The organism is Rhodococcus sp. Eu-32 (genome assembly GCF_003336925.1).
GTDB lineage: Bacteria > Actinomycetota > Actinomycetes > Mycobacteriales > Mycobacteriaceae > Rhodococcoides > Rhodococcoides kyotonensis_B.
In genome coordinates, this window is record NZ_QGNK01000025.1 from 55244 (window position 1) to 74770 (window position 19527).

General features: G+C 65.0%; 19 protein-coding genes. 8 read left to right on the forward strand and 11 right to left on the reverse strand.

Features of this window, described 5'->3' with window-relative positions; all coding sequences use genetic code 11:
• Positions 1–64 precede the first annotated feature (64 nt).
• Together DK926_RS23235 and DK926_RS23240 are read left to right on the forward strand one after the other, a co-directional pair.
• Positions 65–733 (forward strand): HNH endonuclease family protein, encoded by a 669-nt coding sequence (locus DK926_RS23235; protein WP_114332372.1) that lies wholly within the window; start codon positions 65–67, stop codon positions 731–733.
• A 16-nt stretch (positions 734–749) separates the two neighbouring features.
• Positions 750–1565: a shikimate 5-dehydrogenase gene (locus DK926_RS23240; RefSeq protein ID WP_114332353.1), complete on the forward strand. Its 816-nt coding sequence runs from the start codon at positions 750–752 to the stop codon at positions 1563–1565.
• Between the two features lies 1 nt (position 1566).
• Here the strand turns inward: DK926_RS23240 and DK926_RS23245 are convergent, their stop codons facing one another.
• From DK926_RS23245 to eltD, 8 genes are read right to left on the reverse strand one after another with little or no spacing between them, the layout of a single operon-like run.
• Entirely contained in the window at positions 1567–2067 is a 501-nt protein-coding gene (locus DK926_RS23245) for a ribose-5-phosphate isomerase (RefSeq protein WP_068426961.1), read from the reverse strand.
• The gene (locus DK926_RS23250; RefSeq protein WP_114332354.1) at positions 2064–3794 is read right to left on the reverse strand and encodes a dihydroxyacetone kinase family protein; all 1731 of its coding nucleotides are present in this window, start codon (positions 3792–3794) and stop codon (positions 2064–2066) included. Before DK926_RS23250 ends, DK926_RS23245 begins: the two co-directional genes overlap by 4 nt.
• Before the next feature lie 8 nt (positions 3795–3802).
• Positions 3803–4924 (reverse strand): ABC transporter ATP-binding protein, encoded by a 1122-nt coding sequence (locus DK926_RS23255; RefSeq protein WP_114332355.1) that lies wholly within the window; start codon positions 4922–4924, stop codon positions 3803–3805.
• Positions 4925–6049, reverse strand: coding sequence for an ABC transporter ATP-binding protein (locus DK926_RS23260; RefSeq protein WP_114332356.1), 1125 nt, complete (start codon positions 6047–6049; stop codon positions 4925–4927).
• Positions 6050–6916, reverse strand: coding sequence for a carbohydrate ABC transporter permease (locus DK926_RS23265; protein ID WP_068426969.1), 867 nt, complete (start codon positions 6914–6916; stop codon positions 6050–6052).
• Positions 6917–6919: 3 nt separating this feature from the next.
• Positions 6920–7867, reverse strand: a complete 948-nt coding sequence (locus DK926_RS23270; RefSeq protein ID WP_114332357.1) for a sugar ABC transporter permease — start codon at positions 7865–7867, stop codon at positions 6920–6922.
• 24 nt (positions 7868–7891) lie between these two features.
• On the reverse strand, positions 7892–9268 hold the full coding sequence (locus tag DK926_RS23275) for an extracellular solute-binding protein (protein ID WP_068426973.1): 1377 nt from the start codon (positions 9266–9268) through the stop codon (positions 7892–7894).
• A 57-nt stretch (positions 9269–9325) separates the two neighbouring features.
• On the reverse strand, positions 9326–10417 hold the full coding sequence (eltD, locus tag DK926_RS23280) for an erythritol/L-threitol dehyrogenase (RefSeq protein WP_114332358.1): 1092 nt from the start codon (positions 10415–10417) through the stop codon (positions 9326–9328).
• 151 nt (positions 10418–10568) lie between these two features.
• On the opposite strand from eltD, the gene DK926_RS23285 reads away from it, so the two are divergent.
• Positions 10569–11594 carry a sugar-binding domain-containing protein gene (locus DK926_RS23285; RefSeq protein ID WP_114332359.1) on the forward strand — a complete coding sequence of 342 codons (1026 nt, stop codon included), beginning with the start codon at positions 10569–10571 and terminating at the stop codon, positions 11592–11594.
• Entirely contained in the window at positions 11591–12349 is a 759-nt protein-coding gene (locus DK926_RS23290; protein WP_068426979.1) for an SDR family oxidoreductase, read from the forward strand. Before DK926_RS23285 ends, DK926_RS23290 begins: the two co-directional genes overlap by 4 nt.
• Here DK926_RS23290 and DK926_RS23295 read toward each other — a convergent pair.
• Positions 12334–13848, reverse strand: a complete 1515-nt coding sequence (locus tag DK926_RS23295; protein WP_114332360.1) for an FGGY-family carbohydrate kinase — start codon at positions 13846–13848, stop codon at positions 12334–12336. The two genes, DK926_RS23290 and DK926_RS23295, sit on opposite strands and share 16 nt — an antisense overlap.
• Positions 13849–13910: 62 nt before the next feature.
• Between DK926_RS23295 and DK926_RS23300 the strand changes: the two genes are divergently transcribed.
• Both DK926_RS23300 and DK926_RS23305 read left to right on the forward strand, forming a co-directional pair.
• Positions 13911–15116: a benzoate/H(+) symporter BenE family transporter gene (locus DK926_RS23300; RefSeq protein WP_114332361.1), complete on the forward strand. Its 1206-nt coding sequence runs from the start codon at positions 13911–13913 to the stop codon at positions 15114–15116.
• Positions 15117–15139: 23 nt separating this feature from the next.
• Complete coding sequence (locus tag DK926_RS23305) at positions 15140–15604, forward strand: thioesterase family protein (RefSeq protein WP_068426985.1); 465 nt, start codon at positions 15140–15142, stop codon at positions 15602–15604.
• Here the strand turns inward: DK926_RS23305 and DK926_RS23310 are convergent.
• The gene (locus tag DK926_RS23310; RefSeq protein ID WP_114332362.1) at positions 15601–16626 is read right to left on the reverse strand and encodes a phosphotransferase family protein; all 1026 of its coding nucleotides are present in this window, start codon (positions 16624–16626) and stop codon (positions 15601–15603) included. The two genes, DK926_RS23305 and DK926_RS23310, sit on opposite strands and share 4 nt — an antisense overlap.
• 80 nt (positions 16627–16706) lie before the next feature.
• The gene (locus DK926_RS23315) at positions 16707–17081 is read right to left on the reverse strand and encodes a hypothetical protein (protein WP_114332363.1); all 375 of its coding nucleotides are present in this window, start codon (positions 17079–17081) and stop codon (positions 16707–16709) included.
• 298 nt (positions 17082–17379) lie between these two features.
• On the opposite strand from DK926_RS23315, the gene DK926_RS23320 reads away from it, so the two are divergent.
• Together DK926_RS23320 and DK926_RS23325 are read left to right on the forward strand one after the other, a co-directional pair.
• A complete protein-coding gene (locus DK926_RS23320) occupies positions 17380–18570 on the forward strand; it encodes an MFS transporter (RefSeq protein ID WP_114332364.1) in 1191 nt (396 codons plus the stop codon).
• 86 nt (positions 18571–18656) lie between these two features.
• Positions 18657–19358 carry a hypothetical protein gene (locus tag DK926_RS23325; protein ID WP_114332365.1) on the forward strand — a complete coding sequence of 234 codons (702 nt, stop codon included), beginning with the start codon at positions 18657–18659 and terminating at the stop codon, positions 19356–19358.
• Positions 19359–19527 lie beyond the last annotated feature (169 nt).

Below are 19527 nucleotides of genomic sequence, written 5' to 3' on the forward strand. Positions count from 1 at the left end.
CGACGATTGGGTGTGTGTGAAGAAGCTGCGTATTGCGCTGCTGTTGGTGGTCGTCACGTTGGCGATGTCGGCGTTCGGGTCGTGCGACACGTCGAACATCCCCGGTTTTTCCGCGCCCTCTCCTGCGCCCGGAAGCCCCACGCGCGCACAGATAGACGAGCTTCTCGGTCGAGTGCACGTCGTCGCGGCACGCCCCGACGCGGTCGGCTACGAGCGAGGATGCAAGAGCGGTCAAGGGTGCGTGTTCGGACCTGCATGGACCGACGACTACGACGGCCCCGGCGGTCACGACGGCTGCGGTACCCGAGACAACGTTCTCGCCAAGGACATGACCGATCTCGTGTTCAAGCCGGGCACGCGTAACTGCGTCGTGCTCGAAGGCACTCTCGCCGATCCCTATTCGGGCACCGTCATGAAGTTCAGCAAGTCCGACGCGAGCAAGGTCCAGATCGACCACGTCTACCCGTTGTCCGCGGCGTGGGACATGGGAGCCAACGGATGGCTGCCCGAGAAGCGCGTCCAGTTCGCCAACGACATCGACTTCAATCTGTTGGCGGTTGGCGGTACCGACAACCAGTCGAAGAGCGACAGCACTCCGGCACAGTGGCTTCCGCCGAACGCGGCGTACCACTGCTTCTATGCAGGCAAGTACCTGTCCGTCGCGGCCCAGTACGGGCTGCCGATCACCCAGGCCGACCAGCGAGCGCTGGCGTCGATCTCCGAGAAGTGTTGAGCGTAAAGTACTGACGATGTCGCGCAGCTTCCTCAACCGTGAAACTCAGCTCTGCATGTCGTTGTCGGGACGACCGAGCAACATCGGTACGCGATTCCACAACTACCTGTACGACGAACTCGACCTGAACTTCGTCTACAAGGCGTTCACGACGACCGATCTTCCCGCCGCGATCGGTGGAGTTCGCGCACTGGGCGTCCGCGGGTGCGCCGTGTCGATGCCGTTCAAGGAGGACGTCATCGCACTCGTCGACGTGATGCACGATTCGGCGAGCGCCATCGACTCGGTCAACACCATCGTCAACGAGAACGGCGTACTGCACGCCTACAACACCGACTATCAGGCCGTCGCGAATCTGCTCGCGTCGTCCGGGTTCGCGACCGACTGGTCCGTCGCCGTCACCGGAAGCGGAGGAATGGCCAAGGCCGTCGTTGCCGCACTTCGTGATTCGGGCTTCACCGACGGAACCGTCGTCGCCCGCAACACCGACACCGGACGAGCGTTGGCCGACGCGTACGGATACGCCTATTCCCGGGACACCGTCGACGCAGACCTCCTCGTCAACGTCACCCCCATCGGCATGGACGGCGGCCCCGACGCCGACGCATCCCCGTTCTCGGACGATCGAATCTCCGCCGCGCAGGCCGTGTTCGACGTCGTCGCCATGCCGTCGGAGACACCGTTGATCGTCGCGGCCCGTGCGGCCGACAAACCCGTCGTCACCGGCGCCGAGGTCATCGCGCTGCAGGCGGCCGAGCAGTTCCACCTGTACACCGGGGTCCGGCCGACCGACGAGCAGGTGCGACGGGCGTCGGAATTCTCGCGACGCTAGCTCAGTCGCAGACCGCCTTGGCCTCGTCCTCGGCGGTCGCGAGTGCGCCGGACTCGTACTCGCCGATCGCCGCGACCTTCGCCGCGGACGCCGACGCCGGGTCGAACGTGTAGCCGAGCCATTCCTTGGCCAGACGTCGAGCGAGCTCGATACCGATCACGCGCTGTCCCATGCACAACACCTGGGCGTCGTTGCTGAGCACCGCGCGTTCGACCGAGAAACTGTCGTGGGCCGTCACAGCCCGGACACCGGGTACTTTGTTGGCGCTGATCGCAACTCCGAGCCCGGTACCGCAGACGAGCAGCGCACGGTCGGCAGTACCGTCGGCGATCATGCGGGCAGCCGTGACCGCGACATGGGGGTACGCAGTGTGCTCGTCGTCGCCGACGCCTACATCGGCGACCGATTCGACTCTCTCGTCGTTCCGAAGATCGGCCAGCAATGTCTGCTTGTACTGAAGACCTGCGTCGTCACAGCCGACGACGATGCGGAGTTTGCTCATGATCGGAGTCCTCGTGTCGTGAAGAGTTCGGCGACGGTGGCTACACACATCGCCAGTGAGATTGCGCCCGCGTCGGGTGTACCGACGCTCTTCTCGGCGAGCGGGCGTGCCCGTCCTACCCTCGGGCGTAGTTCGGCCGTGTCGTCGGCTGCCGTTCGCGCCACGACAACTGCATCGGTCCATGCGGTTCGCCACTCGTTTCCGCCGGCCACCGATTTCTCGATCGCGCCCACGAACGGGTCGAACGCGTCGAGCATCGTCTTGTCTCCGAGCGCCGCCCCACCGAGCGACGTCAGCGCGTCGTAGCCTGCTCGGAGCGCCTCGGCGACGGCACGGTCGTCGGGAGTTCCCTTGTTGCCGAGTCGGTTTCCGATGGCGGTCAGGGCGGCGCCCCACAAGACGCCGGATGTGCCTCCGGCTTTCGCAGCCCACGCGGATCCGGCCGCGGCCAGAACCGAACCGGCTCCGCCCCGCCGCGAGACCGCCTCGTCGGCCGCCTTGCTTCCCGCAGCTGTGCCCTTGACCATTCCGCGGCCATGATCGCCGTCACCGGCCACGGCATCGATCCGTCCGAGCTCGTCCTCGGCGTCGGCCATCCGCTCGGCGAGGGCTTTCAGCGACGCGGCGACGAATGTGCCGCAGCCCCGGGAGGATTCGTCCGACTCGGGGAGGGTGTCGTCGTCGACGGCAGCAACTGCATCGCTGGACCGCCGCTGCCCCGCGTCGGCGTCGACGATTCCCTTGCGGTAGGCCGGTGTGTCGGCGGGCGAGGTCCACAATCGCTCGAGTTCGTCGTCGAGCCACATGACGGTCAGCGAGCAGCCTGCCATGTCGAGGCTCGTGACAAGTTCTCCGACCTCCGGATCCACGATCGTGTACCCGGCGTCCCGCAGGCGTGCGGCCGCCCCGGACCATACGACGAACAATTCTTCGTACTTGGTACGTCCGAGTCCGTTGAGGATGACCGCGATTCGGTTGCCGCTGCCCGCGGGCTTCTCCGCCAGCACTCCGTCGACGAGGAGTTCCGCGAGTTCCGACGCCGTGGGCATGGCGTGCGAGGACACCCCGGGTTCGCCGTGGATACCGAGACCGAGATCCATCGTCCCCTGTGCCACCGTGAACAGCGGATCGGCGGCACCCGGCATCGTGCAGCCGTCGAAGGCGACGCCGAGCGTACGGGTCGCGTCGTTCGCCGCGATACCCACACGTTCGACGCCGTCCATGTCGTATCCGGAATCTGCTGCTGCAGAAGCACATCGGAACACCGTGAAGTCTCCGGCGATTCCGCGGCGCTTGGCAATCTGGTCTTTCGGTGCACTCGCGATGTCGTCCGTGACTGCGAGATATCGTGCGTCGATACCCTCGGACCTCAGCTTCTGCACTGCCAGACCGAAATTCATGACGTCACCGGCGTAGTTTCCGGTCGTCAGCAGTACCCCTCCCCCGTTGTCCGCGGCCCGTGCGACCGACGCCGCGTCGTCGGCGGACGGCGAGGTGAAGATGTTGCCCACCACAGCGCCGTCGGCGAATCCGCGACCGACCACGCCGCAGAAGGCGGGATAGTGACCGGAACCGCCGCCGACCACGACGGCCGCCTTTCCCTGCGGTGTCTCGGTCGCGCGGACGACACCCCCGGGCACGCCCACCACGTACCGAGCGTTGGCGTCGAGAAAACCGTCCAGCATGTCCTCCATGAAGGAGGACGGATCGTTGAAGAGCTTCGTCACGGCAGTTCCTATCGGAGTCGACGACCGGAATCGCGGTCGAACAGGTAGATGCGTTCGGCCGGAGCCGAGAGCGCGCAGCGGTCGTGGGTGCGGAACCGCTCGCGCGCAGGTGTCTGCACGACGAACGTCTCGCCGCCGGTCGCGGCGACCGTCGCCTGACCGAACTCCATCAGGTGTTCGAAGTAGTCCACCGACACGGCGATCTGCCCCGCTCTCGGTGCGCCGGAGGCCAGAACGGCGTCCTGGGGCCGAATTCCGACCTTGACGGGGGTGCCGTCGGCAACGTTCTTCGCCGCGACGGGCAACTTCCCGCCTCCGATTTCGACGGACGTCTCGCCACCGGACGTGCGGACGGTCCCATCGACGACGTTGATCTGCGGTTCGCCGACGAAGCCTGCCACGAACAGGTTCGCCGGGTCGTCGAACACTTCGTCGGGCGTCCCGAACTGCTGGATGACGCCGCCGTCCATGACCGCGAGCCGGTCTGCGAGGCTCAACGCCTCGACCTGATCGTGGGTGACGACGATCGTCGTGTAGCCGAATTCACGTTGCAGCATCTTGAGCTCGCGTCGAACACGTTGGCGCGCAGACGCATCGAGATGCGACAACGGCTCGTCGAGCAGCAGCACCGGTGGGTTGCGCACGAGTGCCCTCGCCAACGCGACGCGCTGCTTCTGACCGCTCGACAGACCGGCGGGCCTCAGCTCGAGGAGGTCGTCCATCTCGAGTCGCCGGGCGATGGAATTCACCAATTCGTCGGCGTTCTTGACCTTGCGCGCCTTCAGCCCATACGCGAGGTTCTCGCGGATGGTCAACGGCGGATACAGCGCGTAGCTCTCGAATCCGACACCGACTTCGCGCTTTCCGGGAGGGAGGTCGGTGATCGTCCGGTCACCGATGCGTATCTGACCACTGGTCACGGTTTCCAGACCGGCGATCATCCGGAGGGTGGTGGTCTTGCCGCACCCCGACGGCCCCAGCAACGCAACGAGTTCCCCCGGCTCGATCGCCAGGTCGATTCCCTTGACCGCTTTGAACTCTTCGCGCCCGCGCGAGGAGTACGTCTTGACCAGAGTGTCGAGCGTGAGACTCTGTGCCACGGCGGTCGGCTTGGTCTGTACGGCAGTCATCTACTGCTCCTTCGCATCTGCAGCGCCGAGTCGCTTCGTCTCGGAGTCGGAACGACCGTCGACGCCGGCGAAGAGGTGGATATCGGAAGCGTCGACGGAGACGGTGACTCTGGCTCCCTCGGCGATGTGGCGACCGCCCTTGGACAATGCGATCAGCGTCGTACCACCGAGATCCACCGACACCTCGACGTCGCGACCGAGTCGTTCCGCCAGCACGACGGTGCCGTCGAACGACAACTTCCCGGGCTCTGCCCTCTCCAGGACCTCCACGTCGCACGGGCGGATTCCGATGCGTACGGAGTCTCCGTCGGACAGTCCCAGCTTCCGCGGCACCGGGATGTCGAGCGAACTACCGAGCACCCGCGACAGGCCGTCGTCGACGGTCGCGTCGTAGAGGTTGATCTCGGGTTGACCGAGCGCTTTGGCGACGAACGTGTCCGCCGGTGCCCGCCAGATGTTCTCGGGCGTATCCACCTGCACGACGCGGCCCTCGCGGAGAATCGCGATGCGATCTCCCAGTGCGAGCGCCTCCTGGTAGTCGTGGGTGACGTACACCGTCGTCGTGTTCGACATCTCGCCGAGTTGCCTCAGTTCGACGCGCATCGACGCACGAAGCTTCGCGTCGAGGTGCGACAGAGGCTCGTCGAGCAGGTACACGTCCGCGGGTCGCACCAGCACTCGGCCGAGTGCCACACGCTGACGCTGGCCGTTGGACAGCTCACGCGGAAAGCGTTGCAGGAGATGGTCGATACCGAGAGTCTTGGTCACGGCCGCGATCCGCGCGGTCTGTTCGGCCTCGCTGTACTTGCCGGTCCGTCCGGACTTCAGCGGCGACGCCAGATTCTGTGACACCGTCTTCTGCGGATACAACGCGTAACTCTCGAACGCCATCGCGACGTTGCGGTGGTACGGCTCGACGGACGTCATGTCCGTGCCTGCGATGTGAACGGCGCCTTCGTCGACGTCGACCAGTCCGGCAATGGATTTGAGCGTCGTCGTCTTACCCGCACCCGACGGCCCGAGAATGACGAAGAATTCGCCGTCGGCGATATCGAGATCGATACCGTCGATGCCGATCTTCTTGCCGTATTTCTTGCTGAGTCCCTTGATCGCCAAGTGTGCCATCTAGGATTTCACCGCCCCGAAGGAGAGACCGCGAACCAGGTAACGCTGAATCGTGAGCGCCAGGATCAGCGGTGGAAGTGCCGCGATGACGGCCGCCGCCGCAGTGAGGTTGTAGTAGGCCTGTCCTCCGCCACCGAGGAACTTCGTGATCGCGACGGTGACTGTGCTGGCATTGCTGTCCGACAGAATCAACGGGAACACGTAGTTGTTCCACGCGAAGATGAAGGCCAGCAGCGCCGCGGCCGCGATCCCCGGTCGCACGAGCGGCAGCGCCACCATCACGAAAGCCCGTGTGCGGGTGTATCCGTCGAGAAGCGCAGCCTGTTCGAGATCTTCCGGCAGGTCCTGGAAGTACGAACGCAGAATCCAGACGACGAGCGGCATCGTGACCAGTTGAAGCACCCAGATCATGCCGACCTTCGTGTCGAAGAGTCCGATCTGGTTGTAGATGACGAACAGCGGCACGATGACCATCAGCTCGGGTGCGAAGCGGAAGGACAGCATCTGGAACATCAGGTCGTTGCTGCCTTTGTACTGCCACCGGCCCGCCGCGTAGGCAGCGGGAATACCGATGACGAGCGACACGATCACCGCGCCACCACAGTTGATGAGGCTGGTGAGCAACGAGGACGTGAAGTCGACACTCGTCAGGTCGGTTCCACGCTGACTCAGCACCGTCGCGAAGTTCTCGAACGTAGGGGTGAAGGCGAAGTAGGTGCTGGTCTGCTCGGCGTCGGACTTCAGTGCGAGCAGCACCATCCACACGATCGGGAACAGCGAGAAGACGAACCACACGAGCAGCACGACGTCCGCTGCGACCGACGCCGGCGTGAACCGACGCTGTCCGGGAAGCAATTCCTTGGCCATGGTTCAGCCCTCCGCGCCTGCAGCACGCCGCTGCGCTTTGCCGAGCACGCTCACGAGGAAGCGTGCGGTGATGAACACGAGGATCCACAGCAGGAACATGTAGGTGCTGCCGCGGGAGTAGTCGAGGTTGATGATCGAGTCCTCGAACGCGCCGATCTGCAAGGACCGGGTGGCGACACCAGGACCGCCCGCCGTGAGAACCCATGGGACGTCGAAGAACTTGAGGTTGTCCATGAAGCGGAAGATCACGGCAACGAGGATGTACGGCCAGAGCATCGGCAGCATGAGGCGTCGGAACATGTAGAACCAGCTGGCCCCGTCGACCTCCGACGCTTCGAACGGTTCCTTCGGAAGCGAACGGATGCCCGCGAGGACGAGGATCGCGACGAACGGCGTGAAAATCCACAGGTCGACGAGGATCACGGAGAACAGCGCGTTCTGGCTGCTCAGCCAGTCGAACGTGTTACCGAGCCCGAGAACGTGATTGAGCACGCCGAACTGCGGGTTGAACATCAACTTCCACACCACGGCCGCGATGACGGGCGCGATCATCAACGGCAGGATCAGAACCTTCTCGAAGATCCGTCCGATGATCGACGACCGGTTGAGAAGCAGCGCGATGATCACGCCGATGACGGTCTCGACGACGGTGGCGACGACCGCGAAGGTGCCCGTGACCCGCACGCTCGACCAGAACTGCGCGTCGCCGAGGACGCTGGCGTAGTTGCGGAATCCGACGAACACCGGATTCGGGTTCACCGCAGCGTAATTGAGGAACGAGTACCACGCGCCCACGAAGAACGGGTACAGAATCCCGACGACGATCAGAACAGCGGGAACCGACAGCAGGTACGGCCGGAGCCGTCGACGCCACCGCGGCACTTCGGGTTTCGACGTGGCGGCCGGCTGGGGTGTGTCGGTCGCGCGTGCGGTGTCAGAACGGGTGGCCATGACCTACCTCTTTCCGGGACGTCATCACAGATTCACCTTCGAGGTGTTGGTTTTCGCGAGCCCGTCGAGACGCGATCGGGCGTCGTCGCCGCCGTAGATGTCCTGCAGAGCCGACGCCCAGTTCTGGGTGGTGTCGAAGAACTTCTTCTGCGGCGTGAACTGGATCTTGGACTGGTCGATGACGGTCTCGAAGGTCTCGAGATAGCCCGCCTGATCCGCGACCTGCTGCTTGAACACGCCGTCGAACACCGACTTTCGGACCGGGTCGGCGTAGATCCCGCCCTGCACGGCCTTCGACATCGCTTCCTTGCCCGTCGCCCACTGCATGAACAGCCAGGCGGCGTGCTTGTTCTTCGACATCGAGTTCATCGCGAGCGACCACGTCCACAGGTTGGTCGCATAACTGCCGTCGGGGCCTGCCGGTCCGGGGTACCACCCGATGTTGCCCGCCTGCGCCGACGCGCCCGGCTTGTTCTTCGGGTAGGTGGCGCTGTCCGCGTCGTAGACCATCATTGCGGTGCCGTCGCCGAGATCGCCTGTGGCATTGGGGTAGTCGTAGGACGTCCACGAGGTCGGGCCGGCCTTGTGCTGCATCTCGATCCACTTCTCCGTGAATGCGACGGCTTTGTCCGAGTTCATGCGAGCCTGCAGCTCACCGTTCTCGAAGACGTAGTCCTGGGCGCCTTCTCGGGTGTACTGCGTCATGAAGCCGGGATGAATCGTGGCCCAGGACTTCGATCCGCGGGTGGCGATGCCGTACCGATTCTGTGACCGGTCGGTCAGATCGATGGCCAGCTGGATGAAGTTGTCGAACGTGTCCGGCAACGTGATGCCGTTCTTGTCGAAGTACGCCTTGTTGTAGGCGACGACGTTGTTCTCGAAGCCCCACGGCAGTGCCCACTGTCCACCGGTGCCCAGTGGACTGCCCTGCTCGAAGTCCCAGCTCGTGGACGTGCGAAGACCTTCGTAGATGTCGTCGAAGTCGTACTCGTCGCTGGTGGCAGAACTGTTCTGCAGCCATGGACCGAGGTCCTCGAGCCATCCGGGAGGACCGTACTGCCAGATGAAGTAGGCGCCGAGCATGAACACGTCGTGTTTGCCTGTGCCACCTGCCAGTTCGGTGTTCAGCTTGGTGAAGTAGTCGGCCTCGGGAACCAGGTCCGCGTTGATGGTGATGCCGGTGAGCTGCTCGAACTCGGCCAACAACGGCTGGAAGGACTGCTGATACGGGTGCGGGGTCTGCAGGATGTTCAGCGTCGTGCCCTGCGCGGCCTTCCAGTCGAACGGCCCGGTGACCTCGCCTGCGCCGTTGACAGCGTCGACGCCTCCCCCGACGCCACAGGAGGACAGAATCGGAACGGAGGCCGCGGCGATGCCCGCCAGGCCCATCGCCCGTAGCATGTCCCGCCTCGAGAATTGATGAATGCTCATGTGTTGTCTCCCGGTGTGGGCGGAAAGTCAGGACGGGATAAGCGAGACCTTGACGGACTCCGCACCACTGCCGACGAGGTCGAGGCCTTTCTGGAAGTCCGCGAGCGGCAACTGATGCGTGCAGATCTTGTCCATCGGAAGAACGCCGGACTCGATCATGCGGATTGCCGCAGGCCAGCAGTAGGGGCCGAGATGTGCGCCGAGGACGTCGAGTTCCTTGTCGTCGGAGATGATCGACCAGTCGACGGACACGTCACTGCCGAAGACGCCGTATTCGACGTACGTACCGAGTTTGCGCAGCAGACCGAGCCCCTGCGGAACTGCCGACGGATGCCCGGTTCCTTCGAGGTAGACGTCGGCGCCGTAGCCGCCGGTGAGGTCCTTGACGATCTTCTCGGCGTCCTCGTTGCGAATGTCGATCACGATGTCGGCACCGCATTCCCGTGCGAGAGCCAGCTTTTCGGGCTGCATGTCGAGAGCGATCACGTGAGCGGGGCTCTTGGCGCGAGCGCCCGCGATCATGCCGAGTCCGATCGGACCACAGCCGGCGACGACGACGACGTCGTCGAAGGTGATGCCCGCGCGCTCGACGGCGTGCAACGAGCACGAGAGCGGCTCGGTGAATGCCGCGTGCGCGGGCGGAATGTCCTTGGACACCTTGTGCACCAACGCATCTGCCGGATACACCATGTACGACGCCATCGCCCCCGGCGTGCGCCGCTTGAAACCGTACAGATCGTGCGGGGCGCACATGTGGTACTGCCCGCGAAGGCAGAACCGGCACTTCCAACACGGAACGATCTGCTCGGAGACGACTCGATCGCCGACCGCGACGTTCCAGCGCGCCGATGCTTCGTCGTCGATCACGACGATCTCCCCGACGAATTCGTGACCGGGAATGACGTCGGTCTCGGCCCATGCGGGACGGTTCTCGTCACCCCAGAACTTGGCTGCCCCGTGATAGCACTTCAGATCACTGGCGCAGATTCCGACGGCTTCGACGCGCACGAGCGCCTCGCCCGGTCCGGGAACGGGTACCGGTACCTCTTCGAGGCGGTAGTCCTCCGGGCCATGACAGACGACGGCCTGCATCTTCTCGGGGATCGCGGTGTCCGACATGAAAGAGCTCCTGATCTGGCGGCAGTGATGGGACGCATTGCTGTGTCGCGATGTGTTGGCGATCACGTTAACGGTCCGTTATACATATGTCCAGAACGAATGTTCATCAATTCAAAGTCCGTGCACATATGTTCAGTGGGATACTGCGACCATGGCCACAACCAGTTCAGCGAGCGAGAACACACCGTCGACCGCCGACGCCGGTCACTTCGCGCCCACGCTGCTGTACACCGCCGCCAAGCTCTACTACGAAGACGATGCGACCCAGGCCGAGGTGGCCGCGAAGTTGGGCACCAGCCGCGCGACGGTCAGCAGACTGCTGTCCGAAGCCAGGCGCCAGGGCATCGTGCGTATCGAGGTCATTCCCCCGAGCACGTCTGCACAGGACGACCTCGCCGAGCGCGTCGCCGCCGCACTGGGGCTCACACACGTCTATCTGTCGGCACCTCTGCCTGCGCCGACGCCGTCGAAGCCGACCGTCGACCTCATGGGACGGTATCTCGCGCCCGAGGTGTCGAAGGCCCTGGGAGCAGTCGGATTGGTACCCGGGGACATCCTGCTGGTCTCGTCGGGCCGAACGGTCTACGAGGTCGCACAGTTCGATCTCGATCGCATTCCCGGGGTACTCGTCGCACCCACGGTCGGGGGAAACGACCAACCCGAGGAGTGGTATCAGACCAACGAGATCACTCGCTTGATTTCGAACAAGCTGGGCGGGCGGGCCAACTACCTGTTCGCGCCTGCCCTACCCGGAGCCGATCTCCACTCGATCATCCACTCCGACCCCGCAATACAGCGAGTCCTCGACCTGTGGCCGCAAGCCCGGTGCATCCTGATGGGCGTCGGCGCCCCTCCGTTGCTGCGTTCGGACATACCGAGATTCGTCCCGACGAACGCTGCGTCGCTGCGTGATTCCGTCGGCGACGTCTGCTCGAGGTTCTACGACCGCGACGGCAATTCCGTCGAGTTCCCGGGGTCCGACCGACTGATCGCGGTGGAACTGGCTGCGCTGCAGAAGATTCCGGTCGGGATTGCAGTGGCAGTCGGCGACGAGAAGGTCGCACCCATCGTCAGCGGCGCACGCGCGAAGTTCTTCAACCAGCTCGTCACCGACCCCTCGACCGCCCAGAGCATTCTCGACCACGTTCGACCCGACGCAGAGAAAGACGCTCCATGACGCTTCCCAATTCCTCACTCCTCGACGGCAAACGTGCTCTGATCACCGGAGCCGGCCGAGGCATCGGAGCCGACATCGCACGAACGTTCGCCGCGGCGGGCGCGCGGCTCGTCCTGTCCGGACGAGACCGAGACGGTCTCGAAAGTTTCGCCGCCACGCTCGATGCCGAATGCACGGTCGTCACAGCCGACCTGTCGACCGCCGACGGCCCGGAGAAGTTGGCCGACGACGCCGCGCACGCATACGGCGGCCTCGACATTCTGATCAACAACGCCGGGATCTCCTACCCCGAGACCGTCGACGCACTCGACACCGCACATTTCGACGAGGTGCTGCAGGTCAATCTCCGCGCACCGTCTCTGCTGGCCGCCAGGACAGGACGTGCGATGGCCGACGCGACGGGCGGATCGATCGTCACCGTCGCGTCGGCGGCTGCGCTGCGACCGCTTCCCGAGCACTACGCCTACTGCACCTCGAAGGCAGGATTGATCATGGCGACGAAAGTCCTCGCACTCGAACTCGGGCATCGCGGAGTCCGCGCCAATTCCATCTGCCCCACAGTCGTTCTCACCGACATGGGGCAGAAGGTGTGGGGTGATCCCGTCAAGTCCGCGCCGATGTTGGCACGGATTCCGACCGGCCGATTCGCCGTCCCGTCGGAGGTGTCGGCCACAGCGCTGTGGCTTGCCTCGGACGCGTCGTCCATGATCAACGGCAGCGACATACCGGTCGACGGCGGCTACCTGGTCAGCTGAGCGCCCGCATGGACGATCTTTCGTGTCGACGGGTAGAGCTCGCACCAGTTCCCGTAGAGGTCGTCGTACAGCGCTTTGTGTTCGGGATTCGGGGGAATTTCCGACGCGACTGTCGCCCAATCGGTTTCGGGTGAGACAGCGCCGACGCCGATAGCGGCCAGAAGTCCGTCTCCGTAGCTGGCTCCGATGGCCTGGGTCGGAACCAATTGAGTGCGACCGGTGATGTCGCTCAGCGCCTGAGCCCACACCGGGCTGCGCAGTCCCCCACCGACGGCGACGGCTCGCGTGACCGGCGTGTCCGAGTCGTCGAACATCTCGAGAATCTGCCTGATACCGAACGAAATTCCCTCGTAGGCAGCACGAAACATATGTCCGCGAGTATGCCGCAGGGTCAGTCCTGCCATGACCCCACGGGCATCGGGATCGAAGACGGGAGTGCGCTCTCCGGCGAGGTACGGAAGCACCAGGAGTCCGTCGGAGCCGGCCGGGACGGCAGAGGCCTCGCGCATCAACTCGTCGAAAGACGCACCACCGGTGACGGTTTGCAGCCACGTCGTCAGCGAACCTGCGGTGGATGTGCCCGCGGCCAGCGCGTAAGTCCCCTTCTCGACCCCCGTCGTGGTCCAGAGCGCCCCGGACGTAAAGCCCGCCGGACGCCCCGTGGGTGCAGGCGTGCGGTACTCGGCGAGGACCTGCACGAGGAACATCGTCGATCCGTACATCAGCATCAGATCACCCGGGTGACGCACCCCGACGCTGAAGGCCTCGGCATACGCGTCGACGGTTCCTGCGACGACGGGCGTCCCGACGGGTATCCCGGTCGACGCAGCGGCGTCGGCGCTAACCTTTCCGACGATCTCGCTCGGCCACGCGAGCCGAGGAAGATCCAATCCGTCCAGTACGCGATCGGACCATTCTGTGTTCCAACCGAATTCGCGCACCGAATACAACGGGTCGCACTGGCTCGCCGTGTGGTGGTCCTGAATGTATTCTCCCGTCAGTTTGGCGACGACGTAGGAGTTGGAGCCGAACCACTTGCTCGCCCGCGCGAAGTTCTCGGGTTCGTTCTTGCGCACCCACTCGATTTTCGGGCCGACTGCCTGACTGGACAGCGACTTTCCGCAGCGACGCAGGATCTCGGCTTCACCGAACAGTGCGGTGAGCTCGGCGATTTCCGCGTGAGCACGGGAGTCGATTCCGTACAGAATCGCCGAACGGACCGGGTTCAGGTCCGCGTCGGTGAGGACGAGGCATGGCCCGACGCCGCTGACACACATGGCCGCGACGCGTGAGCCCGCCGGAACCTCGGCAGTCAATGACGACGCGATGGCGCAGACGTCGGCCCACCACACTGCTTCGGCGTCCACCTCGGCCCACCCCGGCCGTGGAAGCGACATCTCGTGGGCCCGTTGTTCGGAGGCGAGAACGACGCCGTCCTCGGTGACCAGAACTCCCTTGGTGCTGCCGGTACCCATATCGATGCCCACGAACAAGTCCACGGGGCAAACACTATCGGAGCAGGCCACCCGCCGCGGCAAGTCTCAGGGCATCATGGACATCCGTGTCCGAACACGAAAATACAGTCGAACAGGAACGCTCCGGGCCGTTGCAACCGGTGCTGGCCGGTGTCGTGGCCGCACTGGTCGGGTTCACGAGTTCGTTCGCCGTCGTACTGACGGGTCTGCGTGCAGTCGGCGCGTCGCCCGAGGACGCCGCGTCGGGACTTCTCGCGATCTGTGTGACGCAGGCGCTCGGCATGCTGTATCTCTCCCGGCGATATCGACAGCCCATCACGCTCGCCTGGTCGACGCCGGGGGCGGCGCTGCTCGCCGGCACCGGAACCGTCACCGGCGGCTGGCCCGCTGCGGTCGGCGCCTTCGTGGTGGTCGGCGCACTCGTGGTGACGACCGGCCTGTGGCCGCGACTCGGCGCCTTGATCACCTCGATCCCGACGTCGATCGCACAGGCGATGCTCGCGGGTGTCCTGCTCCCCCTCTGCTTGAAACCGGTCACCGCGTTCGCGGCGTCACCGGCGTTCATCGCCCCTGTCGTACTCGTCTGGCTTGTGCTGCAACGCTTCTCGAAGCGCTGGGCCGTGCCGGCGGCATTCGTGGCCGCCGCGATCGTCATCGCAGTCGACGTCGTCGCCGAAGATCGTGTTCCCAGTCCGGCCGACCTCGTCCCGCGTGTCGACCTCACGACACCGCAGTGGACGTGGCAGGCGATCATCGGAATCGCACTACCGCTCTACGTCGTCACCATGGCGTCCCAGAACATTCCCGGCATGGCGGTGATGAAGTCCTTCGGCTACGACGTGCCGTGGCGACCCGCGATGGGCGTCACCGGACTGGGCACGGTCGTCGGAGCTCCGTTCGGAGGCCACGCCATCAACCTCGCGGCCATCAGCGCCGCACTCGCAGCAGCGCCGCAGGCGGATCCCGACCCGAAACGCCGGTGGATCGCCGCATCGTCGGCCGGGTGGTTCTACCTGTTGCTCGCGCTGTGCTCGGCTGCGCTCGCGACACTCGTTGCCGTCGCACCTGCCGGCGTCGTCGAGACGGTCGCCGGCCTCGCGCTGCTGGGCACCCTCGGGGCCTCGCTCGCGGGCGCGTTGAAGAACGAGGCGGGACGGGAGGCGGCCATCCTGACCTTCCTCATCGCCGCATCGGGCGTCACGGTGCTGGGTATCGGGTCCGCGTTCTGGGCACTCGTCGCCGGACTCGTGGTGCGGTGGGTACTGATGCCGTCCGCCTCTGCGCGACCGTGACCCCGGCACATTATTCTCGACTCATGACCGCTTCCGCCGAGCAGCGAGCCGAACCGAATCCCGCTGCCGACTACCCGGCCCTGTGGCCCGTCGCGACGCGATGGGACGACAACGACCACTACGGACACGTCAACAACGTCACCTACTACGCCTTCTTCGACACCGCGGTCAACGGCTGGTTGATGTCCACGACCGGCGTCGACATTCGTGAACTCCCGGCGATCGGCGTCGTCGCCGAGACGTCGTGCAAGTACCACCGCGAGCTGTCGTTCCCGGATCGACTGCAGGTCGGACTGTCGGTCGAGAAACTCGGCACCCGCAGCATCGTGTACTCGCTCGCGCTGTTCCGCGACACCGACGGCGACGAACTACAGCTGGCCGCGACCGGCCGATTCGTGCACGTCTACGTCGACGCGGTCACGCGCACGCCCGTTCCGATCCCGACCGAAATAGAAGCTGCTGCACGCACTCTCGTGGTACCGCGCTAGAGACCGATCGCGTCGGCGGTCGCCGTGGCGCGAGCCAGGATGTCGTCGACCAACGTCGTCGTCGGCGCACCTGCCTGGGCTCGGTTGCGCGCATCCGCCTCGGCGCGACGCATGACTCCTTCGGCGATGATCGACAACTTCCACAGCGCGAGCACCTGCCAGTAGTCCACGGCCGAGACGTCGCGGCCGGTGACGCGCGCGTACTCGGCGACCAACTCGGCACGCGTCGGGAACCCGGGCAGTGTCGATGCCATGAACGGGCCTGCGACGTCGTCGCCGGCCTCTGGCCAGTACGCGAGCAGCCCGCCGAGGTCGGCCAGCGGGTCACCGAGGGTGCACAGCTCCCAGTCGACGACGGCCACGATCGACCCATCCGTGCGCGACGTGATCACGTTGTTCATGTGAAAGTCGCCGTGCACCAACGAAAGCTCGTGTTGCTCAGGGACATTCGCGGCCAGGCGCTGAGCGAGCGAATCGATCGCGGGCACCTCGCGAGATCTCGTGTGCTCCCACTGCGTCGTCCACCTCTTCAACTGACGCTGCGCGTACGGCTTGTGGCTCGCGAGATCGAGAAGTCCGACGCTCTCCAGGTCGACCCGGTGGATCTCGGCGAGCGCACCGACCATGCCGAGACCGATCGAGCGTCGAACGGTGTCGTCGAGTGTCTCTGCGACGGCAGGTGAGTCGATCACGACACCGTCGACGTGCGCCATCAGAACGAGCGGCGCATCCGAGACGGCCGGGTCCTCGGACAGCGCCAACATCTTGGGAACCGGAACCGACGTGTTCTGCAACGCGGACAGAATGCGATGCTCACGCACGACGTCGTGCGCCGACGCCAGCAGTGTGCCGAGCGGAGGCCTGCGCAGCACCCACCGCGAGCCGCTCACATCGGTGACCGCGTATGTCAGATTGGATTGACCGTTACCGATTCGCTGGAACGTCAGCGGGGACACCGCTCCGATGCCCAACGATCCGATCCACTTCGATACCGCGGACTCGTCCACACCCGCCGACGCCATTCGAACCCCTTACCCTCGTCTTCGCAACCAGAGTGGATGGTATCCATTCGAGTGACGGGTGGGGCGAAGTTCGCGTGCGATCAGCTGGCGCGCAGGTACGACGGCGACGCGGCTACGTCCGGCGCGGCATCGTCGGCAAGAGCGGTGTCACGACGCGCAGCGACCTCGTCGAAGTCGCCGACCAGCAGCGCCACCAGCGACTCCGGCTCGGCCAGCCAGGCCTGAGCCATCGCACGAATTTCCGACGACACGAAGAAGCCGCTCATTTCCAGCGCTTCGATCCATTCGCCGACGGCGTCCGGCGTTGCTTCGGGGAGCGAACTGCGTTCGAGACGCGCGACCTCGAACTCGTAGCAGAAGAAAGCTCGCATCATGTCGAGCTGCCCCTGAGTCAACGACGGTTCGGGCTCGGTCGCGTCGGTGGTGACAGTCGGGCGAGCGTCTGCAAGAGTCATGGGCTTCTCCTTCGATCGGCGGCGCTGTGTGCCAGGTCCGGTCAGCAAGAGGTTTCAACATGTCCGAGACCGTGTTCGGATCGTTACGAATCTCGCTGTAACGATCACTCACTTTCTAGCGATGCCCTGAAGCTACGCTCTCCCTGGTAGCTCCACCAGATCGAACCGGACGATGTGATAAGCGTCACAGTTTGACAACCAGTCCAGTGACTTTCCAGTTACGAATGATGTGTCACGCGCGGTCGTCCCACCCGGCGCCTGCGGTCTCACGACGTCCCCGCAGGTAGCGTGGGACCCCATGGTGAACGAGGTGACCGACCAGGCTGCGCGTCTACGACGGGCCAGGGCAGCCATTTTCGGCGTCTTCGCCGTCAACGGTTTCGTGTTCGCTATCTGGGTGGTTCACATCCCCAGCGTCGAGGATCGAGTCGGCATTTCTCATGCCACGCTCGGTTCGTTGCTGCTCGTTCTCGGCGCCGGCGCCATCGTCGGCATGCAGACTGCGGGGCCACTCGCAGACCGGTTCGGCAGCAACCGCCTCGTGATCGCCACCGGTACCGCGCTGTCGTGCGCAGTCATGGGACCCGCACTGTCTCAGAGTGCGGTGGCGCTCGCGATCTCGCTGTTCGTGTTCGGCATGTTCAACGGTGCGCTGGACGTGTCGATGAACTCACAGGCCGTCGACGTCGAGCGGCTGTACGGGCGCCCGATCATGTCCGCGTTCCATGCGCTGTTCTCGGTCGGTGGCGTCGTGGGATCGCTCGTCGGAGCGGCCATGCTCGCCGCATCAGTACGTATCGACGCGTCCATGGGAGTCGCCGCAGTACTGGGCGTCGCCGCGATCGCGGTCTGCAGCCGCTTCCTGTTGACGCCGACCGAACACATGCCGACCCAGGACGACGCGTCGTCGAGCAAGCGGGGCACGAAGTTCTCGCCTCGTGTGCTCACCCTCGGGGCACTTGCGTTCTCGCTGATGCTGGCGGAGGGCGTCGCCAACGACTGGAGCACGCTGCAGGTCAAGGAACATCTGATCACCGCGGACGGCACCGCAGCCTTGGCGTTCGGCTTCTTCGCCGCGATGATGACGGTCGGCCGGTTCTGCGCCGATCGCGTCAGCGCACGGTTCGGGCCCGTCGCGGTCGTTCGATACGGCAACCTGATCGCAGCCGTCGGCATGCTCCTGGTCTTCACGTCCGGCTGGCTGCCCCTGACCCTTGCGGGATGGGCAGCGTTCGGGTTGGGCCTGTCCGGCAGCATCCCGCAGATCTTCACCAGTGCGGGAAACCTGGGATCGGGCCCGTCGGCGACCAACATGTCCCGCGTCGTCGGCATGGGATACGTCGGACTGCTCGCAGGCCCCGCGATCATCGGATGGCTGTCCCATGCGATCCCGCTCACCACGGCGATGCTGGTGCCGCTGCTGCTCACGGTGATCGCAGCTGCCTCGGCGGGAACCGTACGACCCCAGCGCGCGCCCGTTCCCCAGTAGCCTCACGGCCGGCTCACATGACGCATTCAGATTCGTGGTGCATCCTCGGGTAGCTGACGCATGAAGAGAAGGGGGCCAGTCGGGGCATGAGCGCAGACACGGACAGCATGGAACTCGTCGAACTGGAGGAGAACGAACTCTATTTCGACGACGTCGACGCGATCGCGCGACGACGTCGAATCCTGGCCAGAGCGATCGCGGTCGGAGCTGCGACGGTAGGACTCGTCGTGTTACTGGGGATTCTGCCGCTGGCAGGCGTCGACTATCCCCACTCGCGGTCAGTCGTACCCAGCCTGGCCGGCCCGTCGGACTCGGTGTTGACGGCGTTCGGGATCACACCCGTTCTCGTGGCCGTAGCCGTGCTGACCGTCGTCGCGCTGATACGGGGGCTCCCCTACGGGATCGGTGCCGTCATCACTCTGGTGATCGGAGCATCGCTGACGACGGCGGGCGTGCGCGCGTGGGCCGTCGGCTGGGTACCCGGATCGGCCTTGCCGAACGGCTATGCCACTGCAGCGGTTGCGCTCGTCTGCGCGACGACGCTCGTGGCCTCGCCGAGATTCCTGCCCATGGTGTGGGGACTCGGTGGCGTCGGCGTCGCGACGGTGTGCGCGGCAGCGGTCGTCGGGGGCGCGGTATCGGTGATCGGCGTCGTGACGACTCTGCTCGTCGTGCTCGCCTGGTGGGCCGTCTCGTCGGGGGTCATGGTGTACTCCCCCGTCGCCGCCGAACGGGAGAAGCAGAATCCGTTCGACACAGCGGCGTTGGCGTTCCGTCGCATGCGCTGACGCGCCCGTGCGCGAATAGTTGCACCCTGGGCCAACTTTCCGCGCAGTGATACTGGAATGGTTCGTCGATGCAGTGGTTTGACTCGTTTCCGCGCTGACGCCGATGGCTGTCTTTCCCGTGATGTGTCGGCTGCTGCATCGATGGACACCTGAAGCACACGCGACCGGT